Origin of the sequence: Ectothiorhodospira magna (assembly GCF_900110965.1) — a bacterium.
Classification (GTDB): domain Bacteria; phylum Pseudomonadota; class Gammaproteobacteria; order Ectothiorhodospirales; family Ectothiorhodospiraceae; genus Ectothiorhodospira; species Ectothiorhodospira magna.
On record NZ_FOFO01000011.1, the window covers coordinates 24,401 to 50,520 of the forward strand.

Here is a 26,120-nt window from a genome sequence, read left to right on the forward strand (position 1 = left end):
TGCATCCACGAAAAGAACATTCACTCACAGAACCGATCCCGGGCGGCCTTGGCGCGCTGAAAGATCTCCAGCAGCCGCTCACCGTCACCCCGGGACACCGCCTCGGTGATCAGGGTCAAATCTTCCTGATAATGGGCCATCACCGACAGGATCGCTTCCCGGTTGGACAGGCAGATATCCCGCCACATCACCGGATCGCTGGAAGCGATGCGGGTGAAGTCGCGAAAACCGCCGGCCGCATAACGGAAGATCTCGTCCCGCTCGCCCATGCGGGCCAGGCTGTCCACCAGGCCGAAGGCCAGCAGGTGAGGCAGATGACTGGTGGCCGCCAGAACCTCGTCATGGTGGGCCACGGACATGGTTTCCACCACCGCCCCGGTCAACTCCCACAGGGTACGCACCTTGGCCAGGGCGCCGATGTCCGTGGTATCCAGCGGGGTCAGAATCACCCGCCGGCCCTGAAACAGGGTCGGAAAGGCCGCCTCCACACCGCTGCGCTCGGTCCCGGCAATGGGATGACCGGGCACGAAGCCATGGGGCAGTTCGCCGAACCCTGCCCGTACCGCGTCCACCACGCTGCCCTTGGCACTGCCCACATCGGTGAGGGCCGCATCCGGTGCCAGATGGTCACGGATGGCGGCGCAGACGCCGCCCATGGCCCCCAGGGGCACCGCCAGCACCACCATGTCGGCACCCGCCACCGCCGCTGCCGGGTCCAGGGTGTAATGGTCGATCACCCCCAGTTCCACCGCCTGGCGCAGATGATTTTCGGAACGGGAACAGCCCACCACCTCCTTACAGGCGCCCGCCCGGCGCAGGGCCAGGGCCAGGGAACCGCCGATGAGGCCGACACCGAAAATGGTCAGACGACGAATCACCGGCCCAGCACCTGATCCAGAGCATCCATGAAGCGGCGATTTTCGTGGGCACGTCCCACCGTCACCCGCAGATGATGGGGCAGGCCGTAACCGCCGCCCACGGGACGCACGATCACCCCCTGGTGCAGCAGAGCCTGATACACCGGCCCGGCTTCCCGGCCCATGTCGATGCACAGGAAGTTGCCCACCGAGGGAATGAAATCCAGACCCCGCTCACGGCAGGCGGCGGTGAGAAAATCCAGACCTTCCCGGTTCACCCGGACAGATTCACGCACGTGGGCATCGTCTTCCAGGGCCGCCAGGGCACCGGCCTGGGCCAGGGTGTTGGTATTGAAGGGCTGACGCACCCGATTGAGGATGTCCGCCACCTCCGGACTGGACACCGCGTAGCCGATGCGCAGACCCGCCAGACCGTGGATCTTGGAGAAGGTCCGGGTCACCACCAGGTTGGGGAATTCCGCCAGCCAGCGGGTGGTATCCGGGTATTCGGCTTCTTCCACGTATTCGAAATAGGCCTCGTCCACCACCACCAGGGTCTCCCGGGGCTGAGCGGCGATGAAGGCCTTGAGGGAAGCCGCGTCCAGCCAGGTGCCAGTGGGATTGTTGGGGTTGGCGACGAAGATCACCCGGGTATGGGCATCCACCCGCTCCGCCATGGCGGCCAGGTCGTGGCCGTAGGGCATGGCATGATCCATGGGATTGGCCGGGGCAACGCGGGCCTCGGCATCCACCGCCTGCACCACCAGCGGATAGACGGCAAAGGCATGGGCGGAGAAGACCGCGTTGCGGCCGGGGGAGAGATAGGCCCGGCCAATGAGTTCCAGCACATCGTTGGAGCCGTTGCCCAGGGTGATGCAGGCCGGTTCCACCCCCAGCACTTCCCCCAGACGCCGGCGCAAGGCAAAACCGCCGCCATCGGGATACAGGGCCAACCCCTCCAGCAATCCCCCCAGGGATTGAATGGCACGGGGACTGGGACCTAAGGGATTTTCGTTGGAGGCCAGCTTGATGCTCTCGCGGATGCCCAGTTCCCGCTCCAGTTCCTCCACCGGCTTGCCGGGCTGGTAAGGCATCAGGCTTTGAACGCCGGCATTGGCCAGGGCACGGTAATCACAGCTCATGTTGTCTCCGGGGTTGATTCTTGGAAGCCGTCACAAAACTGCCCGGGCGCGGATGGACCGCCGCCGATACCAGGGCCTACAGAACCGCCTTGGGGTAAGACCCCAGCACCTTGACCAGTTCCGCTTCCTGCTTGAGTTCCGCCAGGGCCTTGGCCACGTGGGCATCCTGGGCATGACCCTCGATGTCCATGAAGAACACATATTCCCAGTTCACGCAGTGGGAAGGCCGGGATTCGATCCGGGTCAGGCTCACGTCATTATCGGCAAAGGGCGAGAGCAGACCATGGAGGGAACCGGGGCGATTGCGGGCCGATACCAGCAGCGAGGTCTTGTCGTTGCCGGAGGGACCGCTGGAACGGGGGCCGATCACCAGAAAGCGGGTGGTATTGTCCGGTGAGTCCTCGATATTGGCCGCCAGCACGTTGAGGCCGTAAAGCTCCGCCGCCGCCTCGCTGGCAATGGCCGCCGCCCCCGGCTCCCGGGACGCACGCCGGGCCGCATCGGCATTGCTGCTCACCGACAGGCGCTCGGCCTGGGGCAGACGGGCATCCAGCCACTCCCGGCACTGGGCCAGGGACTGCTGGTGGGAATAGATCCGCTCCACCCGGGACAGGGCGTCGGCCGTGGACAGCAGGTGGTGATGAATTCTCAGCTCCACCTCGCCGCAGATGCTCAGGGGAGACTGCATGAAGCGGTCCAGGGTATGGGTCACCACCCCTTCCGTGGAGTTCTCCACCGGCACCACCCCGTAATGGGCACTGCCGGACTCCACTTCACGGAAGACCTCGTCGATGGCATTCATGGGGACCGTATTGACCGAATGCCCGAAATGCTTGAGGGCGGCGGCCTGGGTGAAGGTCCCCTCCGGCCCCAGAAAGGCAATGGACAACTGCTGCTCCAGGGCCAGACAGGCGGACATGATCTCCCGAAACAACCGGGCCATCTCCTCGCTGTTCAGGGGGCCGGGATTGGCCGCCTGAATCCGGCGCAATACCTGGGCCTCCCGTTCCGGGCGGTAGAACTCCGCCCGGGCATCGGCGGCCCGCTTGATGCGGGCCACTTCCTGGGCACAGTCGGCCCGTTCGCTGATCAGACGCATGATCTCATCGTCCAGCGCATCAATGCGCCGGCGAATGCCGTCCAGCGTCTCCCCGTCCTGACCACTCATATCTCGATCTGCTCTAGCCGTGGGACCTGTTACAGGACGCGGACCCGCAACACGCCGTCAATGCCCGCGATGGCGCGGGCCGCTTCTTCACCGATCTCGTCTTCCACGTCGATGAGATTGTAGGCAACTCCGGCGCGGGATTCATTCACCATGTGGACGATATTGATGCTGTTCTGCCCCAGCACATGGGAGATCTGCCCCACCATGTCCGGCAGATTGCGGTTGATGACCGCCAGACGGGTCTTGCCCGCCCGAGGCAGCACCACCTCCGGCAGGTTCACGGAATTGCGCACATTGCCGTGCTCCAGGTACTCGCGCAGCTGATCCGCCACCATGACGGCGCAGTTCTCCTCCGCTTCCTGGGTAGAGGCACCCAGGTGCGGCAGGGCGATCACCCCGGCCTTGCCCATCAGGTTGTTGCTGGGGAAATCACACACATAACTGCGCAGCTTGCCTGCTTCCAGGGCCTCGAGCACGGCGGCCTCGTCCACGATGCCCTCGCGGGCAAAATTCAGCACCACGGCACCGTCCCGCATGGAGTGAAGCCGCTCCCGGTTGAGCAGGTGACGGGTATGGTCGTTCAGGGGGACATGGAAGGTGACCATGTCGCATCGGGCGATCAGGTCGTCCACGCTCAGAGCCTGCTGCACACCGGCATCCAGCAGCCAGGCGGCGCGCACGGTGATGTGCGGATCAAAGCCGATGACGTTCATGCCCAGGGCGCGGGCGGCATTGGCCACCTGCACGCCGATGGCCCCCAGACCCACCACCCCCAGGGTACGGCCGGGCAGTTCAAAGCCGCTGAACTGTTTCTTGCCGGCTTCCACCTGCTTGTGCAGGGTTGCGTCATCCCCGGTCAGATTGCGGGTGTAGTCCCAGGCTTGGCAGATATTGCGAGCCGCCAGCAGCATCCCCGCCAGCACCAGTTCCTTCACCGCGTTGGCATTGGCGCCGGGGGCATTGAAAACCGCCACGCCCCGCTCGGTCATGGCCTCCAGGGGGATGTTGTTCACGCCGGCGCCGGCGCGGCCCACGGCCTTGAGGCTGGCGGGAATCTCCATCTGATGCATGTTGAACGAACGCACCATGACGGCATCGGGCTGGCTGATTTCGGAGGCCACTTCATAATGCTCGTGGCCGAACCGGTCCAGGCCCCTGGGAGAGATGTTGTTCAGGGTAAGGATCTTGTACATGTCATGCCTTGCGCTGTTCGAAGTCCACCATGAATTCCACCAGGGCATCGACGCCGGCCTCGGGCATGGCGTTGTAGATGCTGGCACGCATGCCGCCCACGGAGCGGTGGCCCTTGAGGGTGGTCAGTCCCGCCTGCTCGGCTTCCTTGAGGAACAGGCCGTCCAGTTCGGGGTCCGCCAGGGTGAAGGGCACGTTCATGCGGGAGCGGGCAGCCACATCCACCGGGTTGGTGTAGAAGGCGGAGTTGTCGATGGCCTTGTAGAGCTTCTCGGCCTTGCGGCGATTGATCTCGTCCATCACCTTCAGGCCGCCGATCTCCTTGAGCCACTGGAACACCAGTCCGGCCAGGTACCAGGCATAGGTGGGCGGGGTGTTGGACATGGACTCGGCTTCCGCCTGCACCTGGTAGTCGAAGATGCTGGGGGTGGATGCCATGGCGCCGCCCAGCAGGTCGTCACGGACGATCACCAGGGTGAGGCCGGCGGGACCGATGTTCTTCTGGGCACCGGCGTAGATGAGGCCGAAGCGGGAGACATCCAGGGGACCGGACAGGATGTTGGAGGACATGTCCGCCACCAGGGGTACGTCACCGGATTCGGGGATCCAGTGGAATTCCACCCCGCCGATGGTCTCGTTGGGGGTGTAGTGCAGGTAGGCGGCATCGCTGCCGCGCTGCCAGCCATCAAAGGCCGGGATGGTGGTGAAGTGGCTGTCGGCGGCGGTGGCCACCACGTTCACATCCGCATATTTTTTGGCCTCGGCGATGGCCTTCTTGGACCAGGCGCCGGTGTTGACATAGTCCACCCGGGTCTTGCCCCGCAGCAGGTTCATGGGGATGGCGGCGAACTGGCCAGTGGCACCACCCTGCAGGAACAGCACCTTGTAGTTGGCGGGGATCTGCAACAGATCCCGCAGATCCTGTTCCGCCTGATTGGCAATGGACACAAAGGCCTTGCCACGGTGACTCATTTCCATCACCGACATGCCGGTCCCGTTCCAGTCGAGCATGTCTTCGCGGGCGCGTTCCAGCACCGGCTCGGGCAGCACGGCGGGGCCGGCGCTGAAGTTGTAGACTCGTGTCATGGTTGACTCCAGAATTGAATCACACTACTGAATACGGTTTGTTGCCATCCAGGCAGAAACAGCGCACCGTGGGGGCGATGCCTTGGCCGCAGCAACCACAATGGCGTCAGGCATCGGCAGTCTCTGAAGACATCTCGGCTTCTTCCTCGCCTTCGCCGTTGAGACCTTCCACCCGGGCCAGTTCCACCAGGTTCTCGTCGTCGGCCAGACGAATCAGCCTCACGCCCTGGGTATTGCGACCCAGCACCGAGATATCGGCCACCGGGGTCCGCACCAGCGTGCCGCCGTTGGTGATGAGCATGACCTCGTCCTCGTCGCCCACCAGGGTTGCGCCGACCACGTTGCCGTTGCGGCCGCTGGTCTGAATGGCAATGACCCCCTGACCGCCCCGACCATGGCGTGGAAAATCTTCTGGTGGCGTGCGCTTGCCATAACCGTTCTCGGTAGCCACCAGGATGGTGCCCTCATCGACGATGATCAGGGAAATCACCTGCTGCCCTTCACCCAGCTTGACACCACGCACGCCCCCGGCGGTCCGGCCCATGGGGCGGACGGAATCTTCGTTGAAACGAATGGCCTTGCCGGCGGATGTGAGCAGCATCACGTCCTGATGACCGTCGGTGAGTTTGACATCCACCAGCCCGTCTCCTTCCCGCAGACCCACGGCAATGATGCCGTTGGAACGGGGACGGGAGAAATCCACCAGTGGGGTCTTTTTCACCACCCCCTCACTGGTGGCCATGAAGACGTAGACATCCTCCCGGTACTGACGCACCGGCAGGATGGCATTGATCCGCTCCCCTTCCTCCAGGGGCAACAGGTTGACCATGGGACGACCCCGAGCGGTACGACTGCCCAGAGGCAGTTCATAGACCTTGAGCCAGTAGGCCTTGCCGCGACTGGAAAAGCACAAAATGGTGTCGTGGGTATTGGCCACCACCAGACGATCCACAAAATCCTCGTCGCGGAAGGTGGTGGCGGTCTTGCCCCGGCCCCCACGACGCTGGGCACGATAGGTGCTCAGGGGTTGATACTTGGCGTATCCGGCATGAGACAGGGTGACCACCACATCTTCCTCGGTGATCAGGTCTTCCAGGGTCAGGTCAAGCTGGGTGCTGAGAATATGGGTCCGACGTTCATCCCCATACTGTTCCCGGATGATGTCCAGTTCCTCACGAATCACGGCCATCAAGCGGTCCGGGCTGGCGAGGATCTCCAGCAAGTCATGGATGCGCGCCAACAGTTCCCGATACTCGGCAACGATTTTGTCCTGTTCCAGCCCGGTCAGGCGATGCAGACGCAGGTCTAAAATCGCTTGAACCTGAGTCTCGGACAGATGGTATCCATCCGCCTTGAGGCCCAGTTCCGGCGCCAGATCCTCCGGGCGAGAGGCCAGGGCACCAGCACGTTCCAGCATGGCGGTCACCGATCCGGGGTTCCAGCCCTGGGCCAGTAACGCCGCCTTGGCCTGGGCCGGGCTACCGGAGGCCTTGATCAAGGCAATGACCTGATCGATATTGCCCAGGGCCACCGCCAGACCTTCCAGCACATGGGCACGGTCACGGGCCTTGCGCAACTCATAAATGGTCCGACGGGTCACCACTTCCCGGCGATGACGCAGGAAGGCTTCCAGAATCTGCTTGAGATCCAGCAGGCGGGGCTGACCATCCACCAGCGCCACCATGTTGATGCCGAACACGTTCTGCATCTGGGTGTGCTGATAAAGATTGTTGATGATCACCTCGGGGACTTCGCCGCGCTTGAGTTCCACCACCATGCGCATGCCGTCCTTGTCGGATTCGTCCCGCAGTTCGCTGATGCCTTCGAGCTTTTTTTCCTTGACCAGTTCAGCAATGCGCTCCAGCAGACGGGCCTTGTTCACCTGATAGGGCAGTTCGGTGACGATGATGGACTGACGCCCGGTTCGCTCGTCGGTCTCGATCTCGGTGCGGGCGCGTACATAGATGCGGCCACGACCGGTACGGTAGGCCTCGTGGATGCCCCGGTCCCCATTGATGGTGCCGGCGGTGGGAAAATCCGGCCCCGGCAGATGCGCCATCAGTCCGTCGATACCCAATTCCGGGTCATCAATCAGGGCAATACAGGCATTCACCACCTCGGTGAGGTTATGGGGCGGGATGTTGGTGGCCATGCCCACCGCGATGCCGGCAGAGCCGTTGATCAGCAGATGGGGCAACTGGGCGGGGAAGACCGAGGGCTCGGACTCGGAGCCGTCGTAGTTGTCGACGAAATCGACGGTTTCCTTGTCGATGTCCACCAGCATTTCGTGGGCGATCCGGGCCATGCGCACTTCGGTGTATCGCATCGCCGCCGGAGCGTCGCCGTCCACGGAGCCGAAGTTGCCCTGTCCATCCACCAGCATGTAGCGCATGGAGAAGGGCTGGGCCATGCGCACGATGGTGTCGTAGACGGCGGAATCACCATGGGGGTGATATTTACCGATCACGTCACCCACCACGCGGGCGGATTTCTTGTAGGGTTTGTTCCAGTCGTTGCCCAACTCGCGCATGGCGAAGAGGACACGACGGTGTACCGGTTTGAGTCCATCCCGCACGTCGGGCAGGGCGCGTCCGATGATGACACTCATCGCATAGTCCAGATAGGACTGGCGCATCTCGTCTTCGAGATTGACGGGGAGGATTTCTTTGGCGAATTCGGCCATTCAGTCTCTGGGCGTGATGATGGGCGGAAAATTCAAGGGGTCAGAATACGCGGTGGATCATACCATAACAGCGCCTCTGCGGGTGCTCGATCCGGGGGGCTGGACAGCGTCATCCGCCCCGGTCTGGCGCCACGGTGAACGGGAGTGGATCGGTGCTCAAAACCGCAGTTCCAGCCCCATACCCACCGCCAGTGCCTCCCGCCGGAATGTCTCATGTTCTTCCCGTGGCCAGAAATAACCCGCAATCAAACGGCCCAATAGCCAGTCCTCATGCAGGGACTGCCGCCAGACGGTACGAACACCGTACTCGGCCACTTCCACGCGGGCATCCGTCTCGCCGCTGATCAAGGCTTCCAGGGATAAAAGGCGGTGAGTACCAAAGCTCCTGAACACCCCCACACTGCTGGACCAGACCAGCCCCTGGGTGGTTTCTGCAATGGTGCCACTGTTGCCCCAGCGAAATGACAGCTGCGGGGAATAGGCATATTCATAATTGAGCACCGTGGTGGCGCCAAAGCGATCATCCAGGGTCCAGAACACCGTTTCACGAAACTCGATGGCATTCCGTTCCGACAGCCACCACACCTTGCGGTAACGGGCCTGCAGGTAGATCTTGTAGGCGCTGCGGACACCCGCCCGCAGATCGATATGCTCCCGCAGGGCATAGCCCAGACCGGTAAAGGGGGTCTGATCCTCCCGGCGACTTTCCTCCAGCAACTGATCCTGGCGGGAAAAGGCTTCCGGCTGATCCCTGATCAGTTCATCTTCGTTATCCAGACCAAAAAACAGGTAGGCCCGATCCTTGAGGTTGGGCAGGTCCATCCGGGCGCCGAGGCGCAGATTGGTATTGAGGGAACGGTCCTGCCGCCACAGAGTATTGAGCTTCAGGTCGCCGGATACGCCCCGACCCTCCTTGAAGGCATCCTCATCCCCAAACCAGCCATCAATCCCTCGTGCGATCCAGTCCGTAGTGCCGTACAGACCACTGCGGGTGCAATCCAGCATGTCAATGACATGGCCGCCACAACGGGACCACCAGGGCCACGGCCCGAAAGTCATCGGGGCCGGTGCCGGAGGCGACAAACAGCCGGGCGGATCGGGAAACCCGGTGCATGGCACATCGGGCATGTAGTCGCAGCCATCAAGCGGACAATGACGCTGGGGCTGGGCCACGGCAAGACCGGGCACCAGACACAAGCCGGCGATGATGACAACGGGAAAAAGACGATGCATGAAAAATCCTTGCCCTGGTAAGGCCATGGCATCCAGACAAACCCGGCACGGCATCCGGGTTGTTCTGGATCGTTTCCATCCCGGCATCCTTGCATGATGACCGTGCCGTGCCGGCCATCAGGCAGACACATCTGCCCCATACCCACCGTTGCGTCAGGTTTTGGCCCCCATCAGCAACGCCATGTTCTCCTGATCAGGCTGTGCCACCACCCCTTTTTCGGTCACGATGGCGTCAATCAATTCCGCGGGGGTGACATCAAAGGCCGGGTTCCAGGCCCCTGCCCCATCGGCGGCCACTCGCTTGCCGGCCAGTTCCAGCACCTCCTCGGTGCCTCGCTGTTCGATGGGAATGGCACTGCCATCGGCCGCCTCCATGTCGATGGTGGTGGTGGGGGCCACCACCATGAAGCGCACCCCGTGATGCCGGGCCAGTATCGCCAGGCCATAGGTGCCGATCTTGTTGGCGGCATCGCCGTTGGCGGCAATCCGGTCCGCGCCCACGATCACCCAACTGATCCGGCCTTCCCGCATCAGACTGGCGGCGGCACCCTCACACAGCAGGCTCACCGGGATGCGGTCCTGCACCAGTTCCCAGGCGGTCAGACGCGATCCTTGCAGCCAGGGGCGGGTTTCGTCGGCAAAGACATGGGGAATCAGGCCCTTGGCATAGGCACTGCGAATCACCCCCAGGGCGGTGCCATAGCCACCGGTGGCCAGGGAGCCGGTATTGCAATGGGTCAGCACCGCCTTGCCAGGCTCGATCAGGGCGGCGCCCAGTTCGCCCATGCGGCGGTTGCCTTCGATATCGTCGTGATGGATGCGCTCGGCTTCCAGCAACAGTTCTGCGGTGGGGTCGACGCCGTCGGGCAGACGGTCCATGAGCCGGCGCATATGGTCCAGGGCCCAGAACAGGTTCACGGCGGTGGGACGGGAGGCCGCCAGGGTGTCCAGGTCCGCCTGCATGGCGTCCCGCCAATGGGCCGGGTCTCGGGTCCAGGCATGGCGGGCGGACAGAACCACCCCATACGCGGCCGTCACCCCAATGGCTGGGGCGCCGCGCACCACCATGTCACGGATGGCCACCGCCGTTTCCGGCGCCGTATCCAGATCCAGATAGACGGATTCATGGGGAAGGCGCCGCTGATCCAGCAGGCGCAGGTGGGTGCCGGTCCACTGCACGGCACGAATGGAGTCATGGGCATGTGTGTTCATGGAGCGGAATTGTATGTCTGCCGTGACTCCGCCGCCAGTGTCCTGGATCAACCTCGGCAACGATGTATTGCTTGCCCACTGTTGCGGGGTACGGTTATCTTTTCCAGCATGAAACACGTCGAAAAAATGATCTCCGCCCGCTGGATCATCCCGGTGGAACCGGACAACCAGGTTCTGGACCATCACACCCTGGTCATCCACGAGGGCCGCATACTGGATCGGCTGCCCACCGCCGAGGCGGAACGGCGCTACCAGGCTGACAGCCACCGCCGCCTGGATCGCCACGCCCTCATCCCGGGCCTGATCAATGCCCACACCCACTCGCCGATGACCCTGCTGCGGGGGCTGGCCGATGACCTACCCCTGATGGACTGGCTGCAGAACCATATCTGGCCCGCCGAGGGGCGCTTCGTCGCCGAAGACTTCGTCCACGACGGCAGCCTGCTGGCCGCCGCCGAAATGCTGCGGGGCGGCACCACCTGTTTCAATGACATGTATTTCTTCCCGGAAACCACCGCCCTGGTGGCCTCCCAAGTGGGTATCCGGGCAGCCATTGGCCTGATCGTCATCGACTTTCCCAGCCGCTGGGCCGCCAACGGCGATGAATACATCGCCAAGGGCCTGGAAATCCATGATCGCCACAAGGGCAACGCCCTGCTCTCCTTCTGCTTTGCCCCCCATGCCCCCTACACGGTGTCCGACGCCCCCCTGAAGCGGCTGGTGACTTTGGCCAATCAGTTGGACCTGCCCATTCACATGCACATCCATGAAACCGCCCATGAGGTCAATGAGGCCACCGCCCGCTTCGGTGTCCGTCCCCTGGAGCGACTGGCCGGACTGGGCCTGAGCGGTCACCATCTCATGGCCATCCACATGACCCAGCTGCAACCGGCGGAGATCACCCACCTGGCCCAGGCCGGCACCCATGTGGTCCACTGCCCCGAATCCAACCTGAAACTGGCCTCCGGCTTCTGCCCGGTACAGACCCTGCTGGAGGCGGGGGTCAACGTGGCCCTGGGTACCGACGGTACCGCCAGCAACAACGATCTGGACATGTTCGGCGAGATGCGCACCGCCGCCCTGCTGGCCAAGGGAGTCAGTGGCAACGCGGCGGCCCTGCCCGCCCATACCGCCCTGCGCATGGCCACCCTCAACGGTGCCCGGGCCCTGGGCCTGGCCGATGACATCGGTTCCCTGGTCCCCGGCAAGCAGGCAGACATCACCGCGGTATTCATGGACGATCTGGAATGCCGGCCAGTCTATGACCCGGTGTCCCACCTGATCTATACCTGCGGCCGCCATCAGGTCAGCGATGTCTGGGTGGCGGGCCGTCCCTTGCTGCGGGACCGCCAGCTCACCACCATTGACGAGGCCGACCTGCACCGGCGCATCGGCATCTGGCAGGAGAAGATCGCCAGGGCGGATCATCAGACCGTCGCCGAATGAGCCGGGACTGGCACTCGGGCCGCTCCCACCGGGACCACACCCGGAGGATTCCGGCGCCAGGTGGATAAAATGTCGCCCCGGTGAGTACAATGCCCCATCATTCCAGCAGACCGATCCCCATGTCCGAGACCCATCACAACGTCGACCCCGCCGAGATCGCCAAGTTTGCCGACATGGCCCACCGCTGGTGGGACCCCAGTGGCGAATGCCGCCCCCTGCACGAGATCAATCCCCTGCGCCTGGACTACGTCAATGAAGGCTGCGGCGGCCTCAAGGGCCTCAAGGTGCTGGACGTGGGCTGCGGCGGCGGCCTGCTGGCGGAAGCCATGGCCCAGCGGGGCGCCCAGGTCACCGGCATCGACATGAGCGAGGACGGTCTGGGGGTGGCCCGCATGCATCTGCTGGAATCCGGCCTGACGGTGGATTACCAGAAAGCCTCCGCCGAAATGCTGGCCCGAACCGTACCCGACACCTTCGATGTGGTCACCTGCATGGAAATGCTGGAGCATGTCCCCGATCCGGGGTCGGTGGTCCATGCCTGCGCCCGTCTGGTGAAACCCGGCGGTCATGTCTTCTTCGCCACCCTCAACCGCACCCCCCAGGCCTTTGCCATGGCCATCCTGGGGGCGGAATACCTCATGCGCATGTTGCCCAAGGGCACCCATGACTACGCCCGCTTCGTCCGCCCCTCGGAACTGGCCCAATGGATGCGGGAGACCGATCTGAGCCTCCACGAACTGATGGGTATCCATTACCAGTTGCTCTCCGGCACCTACCGGCTGGGTCCCGGGGTGGACATCAATTATCTGGCTCACGCCATCCGCAAAGCCTGATCCATGCCCGGCTCCGATCCCCTGCGTACCGTGCTGTTCGATCTGGACGGCACCCTGGCGGACACCGCCCCGGACATGTACGCCGCCCTGGCCGCCCTGCAACGGGAACAGGGCGTGCCGATGCTGCCCTTCGAGGCGGTTCGCAACCAGGTTTCCCACGGCGGCGCGGCCCTGGTCAGACTGGCCTTTCCCGACGCCGAGGGGGACCGGTTCGAGACCCTTCGGCAACGGTTCCTGACCCTGTACGCCGAGCATTACCTGTGCCGGGACACCGGTCTGTTTCCCGGCATGGAGACCCTGCTCGATACCATCGAACGCCTGGGCATGAACTGGGGCATCGTCACCAACAAGCCGGCCTGGCTCACCGATCCCCTGGTGCGCGCCATGGACCTGCACCAACGGGCCGTCACCGTCATCAGCGGCGACACCACCCCCCAGCGCAAGCCCCATCCCATGCCCATGCTGCTGGCCTGTGAACAGGCGGCCTGCCAACCGGCCGAATGTCTGTACGTGGGGGATGCGGAGCGGGACATCCAGGCCGGGCGCGCCACCGGCACCCACACCCTGGTGGCCCTCTACGGCTATATCGACGACCCCCAGGCCCCCGCCACTTGGGGCGCGGATGGGGCCATCGATCACCCGGAGCAGATCCTGCCCTGGCTCCCCGCCGAGTCCCGGGTGGGGATCACCTTACGATGAACAGATATCTGCCCCTGCGTCTGGGCACCGCCCTGATCGCGGTACTGCTCATGGCCCTGGCCTGGTGGATGGTACTGGCCGCCGAACGGGGCGTGCAGAGTCTGTCCCTCACTCAGGATGGCGTCCCTGTCACCCTGCTGCTGCCCGCCGTGACCGAACCGGTACCGGGGGTGGTCATGGCCCACGGCTTTGCCGGCTCCGAACGGTTGATGCGCCATTGGGCGCTGACCCTGGCCCAGGCCGGTGTGGTGGTAGCCCTGCCGGACCTGAGTGGTCACGGTCGCAATCAGGCCCCCCTGGACTGGTGGAATGATCCAGAACAGTTTCAGCGGGATGTCCAGACCGCCCTGGATCTGCTGCTGAGTCGCCCGGAAGTGGATCACCGGCGCCTGGGGCTGCTGGGACATTCCCTGGGAGCCGGGGCCGCCATTGACGCCGGCAGGCTGCGCCTGGACGATGTCAGCGCCGTGGTGGCCATCTCCCCCGGCCAGAGCGAGGTCGGCCCGGACAGCCCCCGCAACCTGATGCTCATGGCCGGCGCCTGGGAAGGCCCCTTCCTGGCGGCGGCGAACACCCTGCTGGAACAGGCCGGCGGCGAGGGGGGAGATCCCCTGCAGGGCACCGCCCGCGCCCTCACCGTCATTCCCCAGGCCGAACACATCGGCATCCTGTTCCGCCAGGATGCCCACGCTGCTTCCCTGGACTGGTTTGCTCGCGCCTGGGATCTTTCCATCCCGGACGTTTCCCCCAATCCCACCCTGGCCTGGTGGCTGCTGCACCTGCTGGCCGTGCTGATCCTGTGGCACGCCCTGGTTCCCCTGTTCGCTCAACGGGAATCGCCCTCTTTGCTGGGATTGCCCCCGGACTGGCTGGATCACACCCGCCGCCCCCTGCTGCGGGCCACCCTGAGCGGCATCGGCGCCACCCTGGCCCTGATCGGTATTGGTGAGGTGATCTATCTGGATGGACTGGGGGGCATGCTGGTGAGTCCCCAGTTCGCCCTCTGGCTGGCCCTGGCCGGCCTGTTCTGGCTGGCCCTGGGCACCCGGCCGCCCCGCCCGGAATGGGCGGACCTGGGCTGGGGCATGGTCATGTTCGGCGTGCTGATGCTGGCCTTTGGTGTGCTCGGCGCCAAGGTCTGGCTGGCCTGGTGGCCCCCGCTGCACCGCCTGCCCTATCTGCCGGTACTGACGGTGCTGATCCTGCCCTGGGCCGTGGCCCTGTCCACCGCCCTGCTGGGACGGGAGGGTATCCGGGGTTTCGCCCTGGGCCTGGGCATTGCCCTGGTGACCATGGTCACCGTCGGCATTGCCGCCGCCCTGGTGGACGGCATGATGTTCCTGCTCATCATCCTGCCCCTGCTGCCGGTGATGCTGGCCCTGCCCCTGCTGGTGAGCCTGCCGGCGCAACGGCCCTGGGCCGGGGGGCTGGCCATGGCCGCCTTCCTGGGCTGGACCCTGACCATGATGTTTCCGCTGATTTAAGCCGCCCGGCGCGGTTTTTTCAGGCGGGGCCGGAGCCGTCAGGGTGCCTGTTCAGCGCATGCGTTGCCACAGATCCGCCACATGGGCCACCAGTCCTCCCAGCAACCAGAAGGAGATCCAGTACCACTCGGCCCCGGTCAGCGCCGCCCGCAGGGCCAGCATGAGGGACACGCCGGCCAGCAGGAAGGGCCAGAGCCGGACAAAGGCAATCCCCCGGCCGGTACGGCGATGCCAAAGGCCCAGCAAGGCCGCCTCCAGGACCATGGCCAGGATGATCAGGTCGATGATCAGACCGGAGGCAAACCACTGGGCCATGACTCGACCCTCAGACCTTGGAAATGCCCAGCAGATGGCCCATATCCTTGAAGAAGATACGGATCTGGGCCAGGGGACGGGTCCGCACCAGCTTCTTGTACATGTAGGACTGCCAGGTCAGCTCCTGCACGTCCTTGTCCCGGCAGATGGCCACGAAGCGCTCCCGGCGCTTGTCGTTGATGTACCAGAAGCGCTGCATGATGCCCAGCACCCAGAAGACCTGACCGTGGAGCTTCATGAAGCGCTTGCGGGCCAGTTTCAGATCCGCCGGCTTGCCGGAGGTGAGGAAACTGTGTACGGCTTCCGCCGCCAGACGCCCCCCCAGCATGGCGTAGTAGATGCCCTCGCCGGAGGCGGGCGCCACCACGCCGGCGGCATCCCCGGCCAGCAGGACGTCACGGCCATTGTCCCAGCATTTCATCGGGTACAGGGGGATGGGCGCCCCCTCGCGGCGCAGGGTCTCGCAGTCTTCCATGCCGGCGGCCTTTCTCAACTCATCCACCGCGCCCTTCAGGGAGAAGCCGCGATGGGCGGAACCAACCCCCACGCTGACGGTGTCGCCGTGGGGGAAGACCCAGGCATAGAAATCCGGGGACAGGGAGCCGCGATAATAGACATCACAGCGTTCGGGATCATATTCCGCGTCCGGCCGGGTGGGACGACTGATGATCTCATGGTAGGCGGCCACATGGGGGATCTTGTCGGCGCCGGGGACTTCCTGACGGGCCACGGCAGAACGGGCGCCATCGGCGCCGATCACCGCCCGCGCACGCACCCCCACCACGTCGTCGTCGGCATTCTTGTAATGCACCACGGCGGTGCCGTCGGCGTCACGGTCGATCTTCTCGTAGGTGCCCACGCGGCGCTCGGCACCGGCCTGCTCGGCCCGGTCCCGCAGCCAGGGGTCGAAGGTCTTGCGGTCCACCATGCCCACGTAACCGCCGTCGATGGGCATGTCCACCTTGCGGTCGGAGGGAGAGAACATGCGGGCGCAGCGAATCTTGGCCACCAGCACCTCTTCCGGCACGTCAAACTCGGTCATGAGGATGGGGGGGATGGCGCCGCCGCAGGGCTTGATGCGCCCTTCCCGGTCCAGCAACAACACCTTGCGCCCGGCCCTGGCCAGATCGGTGGCGGCCGTTGCCCCGGCGGGACCGCCGCCGACCACGACCACGTCATAGGTTTCCATCTCAGCCATTTGCTTCACCTTTGTCCAGCTCCGCGGCCAGCTACCGCACCACGGAAAAAAGTCACAAAAAAGGGGAGTCCGGCGAACCTGTCCGCCGCGACTCCCCCCCGAAAATCACCCTGGCAAGGTGCTGATCACGATGCCATCAGATTCATGCTGCCCAGGGCAAAAGCCGTGATCATCATGCCACTCACATAGAGGGTCACGCCGGTGGCGTTGTACCAGGGCGCCAGTTCCTTGGGCTGCTTGAGCAGGCGCAGCATCAACCCGCCCTGCACCGCCAGCAGCACGGTGATGGCCAGGGCATGCCACAGGGCGCCCCAGGAGAACAGCAGCGCGATCACCACCACCTGGGGCAGCGCCATGACCCAGCAGGCCAGGCGGGCGGCCCGGTCCACACCCAGCTGTACCGGCAGGGAACCCAGACCCATGCGGGTATCCCCTTCCACGGACTTGAAATCGTTAAGGGTCATGATGCCGTGGGCGCCCACACTGTACAGCAGGGCCACCGCCACGATGCGCCAGTCGGGGAAACCGGCCGCCGCCGTGCCCACGGTCATCACCACGGCACCGGTGAACCAGGGCACCCCTTCATAACAAATGGCCACGGCGGAGTTGCCGTACCAGCCGTTGCGCTTGAGACGGGTGGGCGGCGCACTGTAGGCCCAGGCCAGGATCATGCCGAAGAGGGCGGCCAGAAAGCCCCAGAATCCCAGCAGGGTGGCCACCAGCAAGGACAGGATGGTCCAGATGATGGCGATGTAAAGCCCCCAGCGGCCAGGAATCCGCCCCGAGGGAATGGGCCGATTGGGTTCGTTGATCTTGTCCACATGGCGGTCAAACCAGTCATTGACCGCCTGACTGGTGCCGCAGATCAGCGGCCCCGCCAGAATCACGCCGACGATGATCAGCCACCACCGCTCCTGCAGGGCGACACCGGAAGACACGACGCCACAGGCAAAGGCCCACATGGGCGGGAACCAGGTGACGGGCTTGAGCAGTTCAAGGACTGCGCGGGGTGCTGGAATCGACATGGCGGGTAAATTATACGCGGCCAACAGGATCGTCAAGCTTCATTTACACCGCCCACGGGCGCCATAAGTAATGAAGGATGGACATCGCCCCGGATCATTCCGTGGGCAGGGATCGAAGTTGAATATCCCCCCGCAAATCCCGTCGGGCGTCATGACTTGTCTTCGTTCTCCGGGGTCAGATCCCCCAGGCCGTAGCGCCTGAGCTTCACGTAGAAACTCTGTCGGCTCAGACCCAGCATCTCGGCGGCTGATGCCCGGTTGTCGTTGGTCAGTTCCAGGGCGGCCTCGATACACAGGCGTTCGATCATATCGGTACTTTCCCGCACCAGATCCTTGAGAGGTACCCGCCCCACCAGTTCCGTGAGTTGCTCGACGGAGCGGGGCGCATCCCGGGCGACCACCGCATCCCGGGAGATGCGCGGTCCCACACTACGGAGACTGAATCCCAGGCAGGGACTGTCGGTATCCAGCACGGCCACGGCGGAAATCTCCACCTCGGTAACTGAGCCGTATTCACCCCGTAGCGCAGTGGTGAACAACCGCACGGCCCCATGCTCTTGCAGGGTACCGATCAGTACACTCAGATCCACTCCGGGCCGACCCAGCCAGCGCCCCAGGGATTGCCCCCGCGCCTGATCCTCCGTCGGTATCTGGATCAATTCAAGAAAAGCCGGATTGGCAGCCAGGATGCGACCGCCGGGATCGGTGACCACGAATCCATCGGGCGCCCTTTCCACCAGGGTCATGACCTGGGAATGCATCCACGGCCCCACCGTGGAGAGGGCATCCATCATCGGGCAACGCAACCGGACCAGGAAATGGGCGGCATTGCCCTGACGGAACAGGGAGGCGGCGACGATGAACTCCCGCTCACCGGACTGGGAACGAACACCCACCTCTGCCCCGTGACCAACCGCCCGCACCGTGGCCAGCATGTCCTGAACGGGCTGGGCATCCTCCAGGCCAAAACCATCGGGAAACACCCTGCCAATCATTTTTCCCGCACTCTCCCCCAGCAACTCACCGGCGGCGGGGTTGACCTCCATCACCTTGCGGGTGGTGGCGTCCATGATGATCACAGCCTCGGAGGCCACCTGAAACAACAGGCGATAACGGGTCTCGGCCTGGCGCAGACGGGCATATTCCCGCTCCATCATCTGCTGGGATTCCACCAGACGCCGCTGAAGCGCGGCAATGGCGCGCAGATCCCGACCCAGGGCCACAACCCGTCCCCCATCCCCCACTCTGATGGCTGAATACATGACCGGCACATCCAGCCCCCGACTGGAGGGGTGATTGACCTGCCGCCAGCGCCTGTCACCGGCGGTATCGGCATCCCGTAACAGCGCCTCGATCTTGTTGCGACTGTCCGACGTGACCGTATCCACCCAGGGCTTGCCCAGCCAATGCCCATACCCCTCCATGGACAACTCATCGCTGCCAAAGGCGATGTCCTGGATGACACCGGCGTCATCCAGGATCAGGGAAACATCCGCCGCCGCCGCAATCAGTGATGCGATCTGGTCGGGTTCCAGTTCCCCGAGGGACTGCCTTGGGGCCTTGAACTGCTTCACACGCTCCACACTTTCCAAGAATTAAAGGTATCAGGGCGGCATCAGCATAACTGCCGATTCACTCGCCCCACCTGGCGGGCCAGCATCTCATCGGCCCGTTGCACCGCATCCTGCCCATTGATTGCCACCTGATCAGCGCCCACCACCGCACCCAGGGCCGGGTTGTTTGCAAACAAACGACCGCCGATGAGTATGCCCACGGAAGGGTTGCAGGAGGCGCGGCGCACTCCCCTGATGACACTGGCCGCCCGCTCCAGCAGGGGTTCGCAACTCAGGGACAGGGCCACCACATCGAACCATTCCCGGCGCACCAGATCATTCAACTCGGTAACGCCGAGGGCCGGGTCACAGGTCACCTCCCAGCCGGCCCGCCGAAAGAACTCGGACACCATGAGCAACCCGAAGGTGTGATGCTCCCCCGGCACCGGCGCCATCAGCACACGCTTCTGACCGGGTAATCCGTGGCCGGGTTCTGCCTCGAAGGCACTGCCCAGCTCGCGTAACAGATGCTGAAGCCGGCAAAGCCCCACGGTGACCTCGGTAAAATCCGCCTGATCGGTCTCCCAGAGTTCTCCCAGATACCTGGCCGTAGGGGCCAGCAACTGCACCAGAATGATCTCCAGGGAAACCCCGCGCCCGCGCAATGTGTCCAGGTAGGACGAAATGGCGTCGGTATCCTGGGCCATGACCAGATGGGAAAATGTCTCCACCGCCTGCGTGCCAATGGATGACACCTGGACATCCGGCGTCATCGGGATGTCGGGTGTCCGCGCCTTGGCACAATGGCCATCTTCCGGCCCACGGGCACGATGAACCAACATCAGGCGAGGAATAATCTCCCCCTCGATGACTCTGGAGAGTTCGGTTCTCAACCGCCGGGTATCCTGATCCAGCAGGTCTTGCGGGTGATCGTTATCGGCGTGGGCGGCCCGGCCAACCGGTGGGGTGCCCGGAGCGTCGCCACCACGCATCCGTGGGTCAGTTTCTGTCTCATGGCCACGGGACGGCACCCTGCCATCGAGACCGGCCGGTCGTCTCCCAGTCACCATACATTTCTCCCAAGGATGTCGGAAAGCCGCCGCGGGGGGCAGTGGGCATGTTCGAGCCTGGCCATGCCGGCCCTGCCGGACCCCCGCACGGATACGGAAGTCTAGCAGGATCATGGAACTTTACCCAAAAAAACCAGGGGTAATCGAGCCAAAGCCCCGCCCCGGCGTATCGGCGGCATCCTGTCCACTTTGATTGACAAACCCTGGACCCTTGTACACACTCTCGCCACCACGTTGATCTGTCTGGAGAAAGGTCCGATGCAGCATGCTGGAGCCGGTGAGCGCAAGCCCCGCCCGCTTTACACGCCCGAGGAACGCCGGCGGCGCGACGAAACCCCCTGGACGGTGGTTCAGGGTATTCTGGCCCCCCTGCAGTTCTTTGTCTTTATCGTCAGTACCTGGCTGGTGGTGCGCTATCTGATGACCGGCGAAGGACTCTGGCTAGCCCATGCCTCCATCGTCCTCAAGACACTCATTCTCTATACCATCATGGTCACCGGCGCCATCTGGGAGAAAGTGGTCTTCGGCCACTATCTGTTCGCCAAGGCATTCTTCTGGGAAGACATGGTGAGCATGCTGGTGATCGCCCTGCACACCGCCTACATGGTCTCCCTGTTCTGGAACTTCCTGAGCACTGAACAGCAGCTGTATCTGGCCCTGGTGGCCTATGCGGTCTACGTGATCAATGCCGCCCAGTTCCTGATCAAGCTGCGGGCCGCCCGTCTGCAGGGCGCCGCCACGGAAGGGCCGGCCAAATGAGCAGTGACAAGCTGACGGATATCCCCGTCCTTCGGGAGCGGGGACAGAATTCCATGTTCTGCGGCCTCACCGGTATCATCTGGTTACACCGCAAGATTCAGGATGCCTTCTTTCTCATCGTCGGCTCCCGCACCTGCGCCCACCTGATGCAGTCGGCGGCTGGCGTCATGATCTTCGCCGAACCCCGGTTCGGCACCGCCATCATCGAGGAACGGGATCTGGCGGGCCTGGCCGATGCCAATGAAGAACTGGATCGGGTGGTGGCCCGCCTGCTGGAACGCCGCCCCGATATCCGCATGCTGTTCCTGGTGGGCTCCTGCCCCTCCGAGGTCATCAAGCTGGATCTGGAGAGGGCCGCCTCCCGTCTGTCCCAGCAGCACCAGCCCCAGGTGCGGGTTCTGAGCTATTCCGGCAGCGGTCTGGAAACGGCCTTCACCCAGGGCGAGGACACCTGTCTGGCGGCGCTGGTCCCGGAACTGCCCCAGGCCCCCGCCGATGCCGCCCCCGATCTGCTGGTGGTGGGCACCCTGGCGGATGTGGTGGAAGATCAGTTCATGCGCCTGTTCACCGACATGGGCATCACCCGGGTGCAGTTCCTGCCGGCGCGCAATTCCCGCGAGATGCCCGCCGTTGGTCCCAACACCCGCTACATCCTGGCCCAGCCCTTCCTGGGGGACACCGCCCGCTGCCTGGAACAGCGGGGCGCCACCCGCATTGCCGCGCCCTTCCCCCTGGGGGAGGAAGGCACCACCCGCTGGCTCAAGGCGGTGGCGGATACCTTTGGTGTTGCCGGGGACCGGTTCGATCAGGTGACCGCGCCCGGCATTGAACGTGCCCGACGGGGCATGGCCCGAATGCGTGAACAACTGGCGGGCAAGCGCCTGTTCATGCTGCCCGATTCCCAGTTGGAGATTCCGCTGGCCCGCTTCCTGCACCGGGAAGCCGGCATGGAACTGCTGGAGATCGGCACCCCCCATCTCCATCGCCAGCATCTGGCGGAAGAACTGGCACTGCTGCCGGCAGGCACCACCCTGAGCGAAGGCCAGCATCTGGACAAGCAGCTTGACCGCTGTCGCGCCGCCCGGCCCGACGTGGTGGTCTGCGGCCTGGGACTGGCCAATCCGCTGGAAGCCGAGGGGATCACCACCAAGTGGTCCATCGAACTGGTCTTCACCCCCATTCAGGGCTATGACCAGGCGGCTGATCTTGCTGAACTTTTCGCCCGTCCGCTGCTGCGGAAGGCCAAACTGAGAGTCTGATGTCGTGCAACTGACGGTCTGGACCTATGAAGGCCCACCCCATGTGGGCGCCATGCGTGTGGCCACCGGGATGGAAGGGCTGCATTATGTGATTCATGCCCCCCAGGGGGACACCTACGCGGATCTGCTCTTCACCATGATCGAGCGCCGGGACAAGCGCCCGCCGGTCACCTACACCACCTTCAAAGGGCGGGATCTGGGCCAGGACACCGCTGAACTGTTCATGACGGCGGCCCGGGAAGCCTGCGAGCGCTTCAAGCCCCAGGCCATGCTGGTCAGTTCCTCCTGCACCGCAGAACTGATTCAGGATGATCCGGGCGGTCTGGCCAAAGGGCTGGGCCTGCCGGTTCCCGCCATCCCGCTGGAACTGTCGTCCTATCAGCGCAAGGAGAACTGGGGCGCCTCGGAAACCTTCTACCAACTGGTCCGGGGGCTGGCCGGCCCCCAGGCCCCGGCGCCGGGTACCGAGCGCCCGCCCCGCCCCGAAGGACAACGGCCACGGTGCAACATTCTCGGCCCCACGGCCCTGGGATTCCGGCATCGGGATGACATTCAGGAAATCACCCGATTGCTCAACCGCCTCGGTATTGATGTCCATGTGACCGCCCCCATGGGCGCCACCCCCGTGGACATCACCCGGTTGGGCGAGGCGGATTTCAATGTGGTGCTGTATCCCGAAATCGCCGCCACCGCCGCCAAATGGCTGGAGCGGATGTTCAAGCAACCCTTCACCAAGGTGGTGCCCATCGGGGTCGGCGCCACCCGGGAATTCATCGCCGAAGTGGCCGCCCTGGCCGGTGTGGACCCGGCGCCCGCCCTGGAGGACGGCGACTCCCGCCTGCCCTGGTATTCCCGCTCGGTGGACTCCAATTATCTCACCGGCAAGCGGGTGTTCATCTTCGGTGATGCCACCCATGCCGTCGCCGCGGCCCGGGTGGCCACCGAGGAATTCGGCTTTACCGTGGTGGGGCTTGGCACCTACAGCCGGGAATTCGCCCGGGAGGTGCGGGAGGCCGCCAAACGGTACGGCATCGAACCCCTGATCACCGACGATTATCTGGAAGTGGAAGCCCAGGTGGCGGAACTGCATCCGGAACTGGTGCTGGGCACCCAGATGGAGCGGCATATCGCCAAGCGTCTGGGGGTGGCCTGCGCCGTCATCTCCGCGCCGGTCCATGTGCAGGACTTCCCGGCCCGTTACGCCCCCCAGATGGGCTTTGGCGGCGCCAACGTCCTGTTCGATACCTGGGTCCATCCCCTGATGATGGGCCTGGAGGAACACCTGCTGGGCATGTTCCGAGAAGACTTCGAGTTCCATGCCGAGGCGGGCCCTTCCCATCTGGGGGCCAGTGCACCGGCGGAAACCCGCCCGGTGGCGGCAACGGCCCCTGCCGCCGCCACGGCGGATACCCCAGAACCGGAAGCCACGGCGGCGGACGGCGAGCCGGTCTGGTCCCCGGAGGCGGAAAAGGAACTGCGCAAGATTCCATTTTTCGTCCGTGGCAAGGCACGACGCAACACCGAACGCTTTGCCAGGGAACGGGGTATCAGTCGCATCGAAATCGACACCCTGTACGACGCCAAGGCCCATTTTGGCCGGTGACCCATGCCGGCCCGGGCGCCCGCTGCCATGTCCCTGATCAGGATCGCCCCCCTGCGGGGATGAGGACTGCCCCGTGGCCGGCTATAATCAGGGATCATCCTGCCCCATTTTGACTCACACGGATTTTCCTGATGCCTTCTCCCTCTTATCAAAAGCGACGCGGCCAGTTGGAAACCTACTTCGACCGGACCGCTGTCGATGCCTGGAAAAAACTCACCTCCGATACACCCCTGGGCCGCATCCGGGCCACGGTGCGGGCTGGCCGGGAACAGATGCGCAACACCCTGCTGGAATGGCTGCCCCAGGATCTTACGGGCAAGTGGGTGCTGGATGCAGGCTGCGGTACCGGCATGCTGTCGGTGGAGGCCGCCCGGCGCGGGGCCCATGTGATTGCCATTGACCTGTCCCAGAATCTGGTGGACATGGCCCGTGAACGGGCCGAATCCGAAGACCTGGGCACCGGTGAGATTACCTTCCATGTGGGCGACTACCTGGACCCCAAGCTGGGGGAATTTGACTATGTGGTGGCCATGGACTCCCTGATCCACTATCAGTCCCAGGACATCGTCCAGGCCCTCTCGGTGCTGGCGGCCCGCACCCATGCGGGGCTGCTGTTCACCTTTGCCCCCCGCACCCCGGCCCTGGCCATCATGCATACGGTGGGCAAGGTATTTCCCAAGAGCGACCGCTCTCCCGCCATCGAGCCGGTGGCCGAAAAGACACTGCTGCGACTGATTGCCGCCGAACCCGCCCTGGACGGCTGGAAACCCGTCCAAACCCACCGAATCTCCAAGGGATTTTATACTTCCCAGGCATTGGAGCTGAGCACAGGCAGGAATAATGTGACGTGAAGGCCGTCAGCCGACAGATCGCCAGGGCGCTGTCCCAGGTAGGGCCGCGCTTTTTACCCTTCGCCGATGCCGCCACCCAGGATCTGCCCCTGGGCAGGCTGTTGCGCCTGTCCCTGTTCCAGTTCTCCGTGGGCATGGCCATCGTCCTGCTGACGGGCACCCTCAACCGGGTCATGATCGTGGAACTGGGTCTGTCGGCGGCCCTGGTGGCCCTGATGGTGGCCCTGCCGGTCCTGTTCGCGCCCTTCCGTGTCCTCATCGGACACCGCTCCGACACCCATCGTTCCGCCCTGGGCTGGCGACGGGTACCCTACATCTGGATCGGCACACTGATGCAGTTCGGTGGTCTGGCCTTCATGCCCTTTGCCCTGCTGCTCATGTCCAGCGGCGGCGAGATGGGGCCGGACTGGGCCGGACCCGCCGCCGCGGCCCTGGCCTTTTTCCTCACCGGCGCCGGCCTGCATACCACCCAGACCGCGGGACTGGCCCTGGCCACCGATCTGGTCCCGGAAGACAAGCGACCACGGGTGGTGGCCCTGCTCTATACCATGCTCCTGGTGGGTATGCTGATCAGCGCCCTGACCCTGGGGGCATTGCTGATTGATTTCAGCGAAATGAAACTGATCCAGGTCATACAAGGCGCGGCTGTTGTGACTTTCCTTGTAAATTGTCTGGCATTATGGAAGCAAGAGGCCCGTAACCCTGCCCGCACCTCAAAACATGCGCCGCGACAGCCTTTCAAAGACGCCTGGCGCAATTACATGAACCAAAGCCATGCAATGCGGTTTTTGGTGGTGGTGGGGCTGGGAACGGCCGGTTTCCAGATGCAGGACATATTATTGGAGCCTTATGGCGGAGAAATTCTGGGGTTGTCCGTCAGTGCCACAACGACACTGACGGCCTTGCTTGCGGGCGGTACTCTGGCTTCCCTGGCCCTGGCGGCCTGGTGGCTCAATCGCGGCGGGAACCCCTATCGGCTCTCGGCCCTGGGCGCACTGATCGGCATTGGTGCGTTCACGGCGGTGATCCTTGCAGCACCCATGGATTCGGCGTTGCTGTTCCGTATCGGTGCCACGTGCATCGGTTTCGGTACAGGCTTTTTCGCCGTGGGCACATTGATTGCGGCCATGAGCCGGGAGAATGGTGGACAAAGCGGTATCGCCCTCGGCGCCTGGGGTGCCGTACAGGCAACCGCCCTGGGCCTGGGAATCATCCTGGGGGGCGTAATCCGCGACGTCGTCAATGCCATCACCAGCCGGGAATTGCTGGGACCGGCCCTGACCGGGCCGGAATGGGGCTACACGGTGGTCTACCAGATTGAAATAGTGCTGTTGTTTGCCACACTCATCGCAATCGGGCCGCTCATGCGCAACAAGGGCGCCTCCCGAGAGCAATCTTCATCGAGGTTCGGCATGGCCGACTTCCCCGGCTAGGCCGCTCGAAACTTGGAGGA

Annotated in this window: 22 protein-coding genes; 9 read left to right on the forward strand and 13 right to left on the reverse strand. The window is 64.1% G+C overall.

What is annotated here, in order from left to right:
* Window positions 1–20: 20 nt before the first annotated feature.
* The 8 genes from BMX62_RS05810 to mtnA form a co-directional block, all read right to left on the reverse strand.
* Window positions 21–878 (reverse strand): prephenate dehydrogenase, encoded by an 858-nt coding sequence (locus BMX62_RS05810; protein ID WP_090205765.1) that lies wholly within the window; start codon window positions 876–878, stop codon window positions 21–23.
* Entirely contained in the window at window positions 875–1,999 is a 1,125-nt protein-coding gene (gene hisC / locus BMX62_RS05815; RefSeq protein WP_090205768.1) for a histidinol-phosphate transaminase, read from the reverse strand. Before hisC ends, BMX62_RS05810 begins: the two co-directional genes overlap by 4 nt.
* A gap of 76 nt (window positions 2,000–2,075) precedes the next feature.
* Window positions 2,076–3,167 (reverse strand): prephenate dehydratase, encoded by a 1,092-nt coding sequence (pheA, locus tag BMX62_RS05820; protein ID WP_090205771.1) that lies wholly within the window; start codon window positions 3,165–3,167, stop codon window positions 2,076–2,078.
* Between the two features lie 29 nt (window positions 3,168–3,196).
* A complete protein-coding gene (locus tag BMX62_RS05825) occupies window positions 3,197–4,360 on the reverse strand; it encodes a phosphoglycerate dehydrogenase (protein WP_090205776.1) in 1,164 nt (387 codons plus the stop codon).
* Window position 4,361: 1 nt separating this feature from the next.
* Complete coding sequence (gene serC / locus BMX62_RS05830; RefSeq protein WP_090205779.1) at window positions 4,362–5,444, reverse strand: 3-phosphoserine/phosphohydroxythreonine transaminase; 1,083 nt, start codon at window positions 5,442–5,444, stop codon at window positions 4,362–4,364.
* A 106-nt stretch (window positions 5,445–5,550) separates the two neighbouring features.
* A complete protein-coding gene (gyrA, locus tag BMX62_RS05835; protein WP_090205784.1) occupies window positions 5,551–8,127 on the reverse strand; it encodes a DNA gyrase subunit A in 2,577 nt (858 codons plus the stop codon).
* A 156-nt stretch (window positions 8,128–8,283) separates the two neighbouring features.
* Entirely contained in the window at window positions 8,284–9,360 is a 1,077-nt protein-coding gene (locus tag BMX62_RS05840; protein WP_202906215.1) for a hypothetical protein, read from the reverse strand.
* Between the two features lie 153 nt (window positions 9,361–9,513).
* Window positions 9,514–10,572, reverse strand: coding sequence for an S-methyl-5-thioribose-1-phosphate isomerase (mtnA, locus tag BMX62_RS05845; protein WP_090205787.1), 1,059 nt, complete (start codon window positions 10,570–10,572; stop codon window positions 9,514–9,516).
* 108 nt (window positions 10,573–10,680) lie between these two features.
* Between mtnA and BMX62_RS05850 the strand changes: the two genes are divergently transcribed.
* The 4 genes from BMX62_RS05850 to BMX62_RS05865 all read left to right on the forward strand — a co-directional run bounded on the left by BMX62_RS05850 (window position 10,681) and on the right by BMX62_RS05865 (window position 15,034).
* A complete protein-coding gene (locus tag BMX62_RS05850) occupies window positions 10,681–12,018 on the forward strand; it encodes a TRZ/ATZ family hydrolase (RefSeq protein WP_090205936.1) in 1,338 nt (445 codons plus the stop codon).
* Between the two features lie 119 nt (window positions 12,019–12,137).
* Entirely contained in the window at window positions 12,138–12,851 is a 714-nt protein-coding gene (ubiG, locus tag BMX62_RS05855) for a bifunctional 2-polyprenyl-6-hydroxyphenol methylase/3-demethylubiquinol 3-O-methyltransferase UbiG (RefSeq protein WP_090205940.1), read from the forward strand.
* A 3-nt stretch (window positions 12,852–12,854) separates the two neighbouring features.
* Window positions 12,855–13,550, forward strand: coding sequence for an HAD-IA family hydrolase (locus BMX62_RS05860; RefSeq protein WP_090205791.1), 696 nt, complete (start codon window positions 12,855–12,857; stop codon window positions 13,548–13,550).
* Window positions 13,547–15,034, forward strand: a complete 1,488-nt coding sequence (locus BMX62_RS05865) for an alpha/beta fold hydrolase (RefSeq protein WP_090205794.1) — start codon at window positions 13,547–13,549, stop codon at window positions 15,032–15,034. The genes BMX62_RS05860 and BMX62_RS05865 overlap by 4 nt, the downstream gene beginning before the upstream one ends.
* 51 nt (window positions 15,035–15,085) lie before the next feature.
* Here the strand turns inward: BMX62_RS05865 and BMX62_RS05870 are convergent, their stop codons facing one another.
* The 5 genes from BMX62_RS05870 to BMX62_RS05890 all read right to left on the reverse strand — a co-directional run bounded on the left by BMX62_RS05870 (window position 15,086) and on the right by BMX62_RS05890 (window position 20,117).
* The gene (locus BMX62_RS05870) at window positions 15,086–15,349 is read right to left on the reverse strand and encodes a hypothetical protein (RefSeq protein WP_090205799.1); all 264 of its coding nucleotides are present in this window, start codon (window positions 15,347–15,349) and stop codon (window positions 15,086–15,088) included.
* Window positions 15,350–15,359: 10 nt separating this feature from the next.
* Window positions 15,360–16,547: a geranylgeranyl diphosphate reductase gene (locus BMX62_RS05875; protein WP_202906216.1), complete on the reverse strand. Its 1,188-nt coding sequence runs from the start codon at window positions 16,545–16,547 to the stop codon at window positions 15,360–15,362.
* Between the two features lie 125 nt (window positions 16,548–16,672).
* Window positions 16,673–17,572 carry a chlorophyll synthase ChlG gene (chlG, locus tag BMX62_RS05880; RefSeq protein ID WP_090205803.1) on the reverse strand — a complete coding sequence of 300 codons (900 nt, stop codon included), beginning with the start codon at window positions 17,570–17,572 and terminating at the stop codon, window positions 16,673–16,675.
* A 149-nt stretch (window positions 17,573–17,721) separates the two neighbouring features.
* Window positions 17,722–19,146 (reverse strand): transcriptional regulator PpsR, encoded by a 1,425-nt coding sequence (gene ppsR, locus BMX62_RS05885; protein ID WP_090205948.1) that lies wholly within the window; start codon window positions 19,144–19,146, stop codon window positions 17,722–17,724.
* A gap of 41 nt (window positions 19,147–19,187) precedes the next feature.
* The gene (locus tag BMX62_RS05890) at window positions 19,188–20,117 is read right to left on the reverse strand and encodes a cobalamin B12-binding domain-containing protein (RefSeq protein WP_162273507.1); all 930 of its coding nucleotides are present in this window, start codon (window positions 20,115–20,117) and stop codon (window positions 19,188–19,190) included.
* A gap of 336 nt (window positions 20,118–20,453) precedes the next feature.
* On the opposite strand from BMX62_RS05890, the gene bchF reads away from it, so the two are divergent.
* From bchF to BMX62_RS05915, 5 genes are all read left to right on the forward strand, one after another.
* A complete protein-coding gene (bchF, locus tag BMX62_RS05895; protein ID WP_090205811.1) occupies window positions 20,454–20,954 on the forward strand; it encodes a 2-vinyl bacteriochlorophyllide hydratase in 501 nt (166 codons plus the stop codon).
* Complete coding sequence (locus BMX62_RS05900; RefSeq protein WP_090205813.1) at window positions 20,951–22,213, forward strand: ferredoxin:protochlorophyllide reductase (ATP-dependent) subunit N; 1,263 nt, start codon at window positions 20,951–20,953, stop codon at window positions 22,211–22,213. The genes bchF and BMX62_RS05900 overlap by 4 nt, the downstream gene beginning before the upstream one ends.
* Window positions 22,214–22,217: 4 nt before the next feature.
* Window positions 22,218–23,816 (forward strand): ferredoxin:protochlorophyllide reductase (ATP-dependent) subunit B, encoded by a 1,599-nt coding sequence (bchB, locus tag BMX62_RS05905; protein ID WP_090205816.1) that lies wholly within the window; start codon window positions 22,218–22,220, stop codon window positions 23,814–23,816.
* Window positions 23,817–23,947: 131 nt separating this feature from the next.
* Window positions 23,948–24,667, forward strand: a complete 720-nt coding sequence (gene bchM / locus BMX62_RS05910) for a magnesium protoporphyrin IX methyltransferase (protein WP_090205819.1) — start codon at window positions 23,948–23,950, stop codon at window positions 24,665–24,667.
* The gene (locus tag BMX62_RS05915; protein ID WP_090205822.1) at window positions 24,664–26,100 is read left to right on the forward strand and encodes a BCD family MFS transporter; all 1,437 of its coding nucleotides are present in this window, start codon (window positions 24,664–24,666) and stop codon (window positions 26,098–26,100) included. The genes bchM and BMX62_RS05915 overlap by 4 nt, the downstream gene beginning before the upstream one ends.
* The last annotated feature ends 20 nt before the right edge of the window (window positions 26,101–26,120 follow it).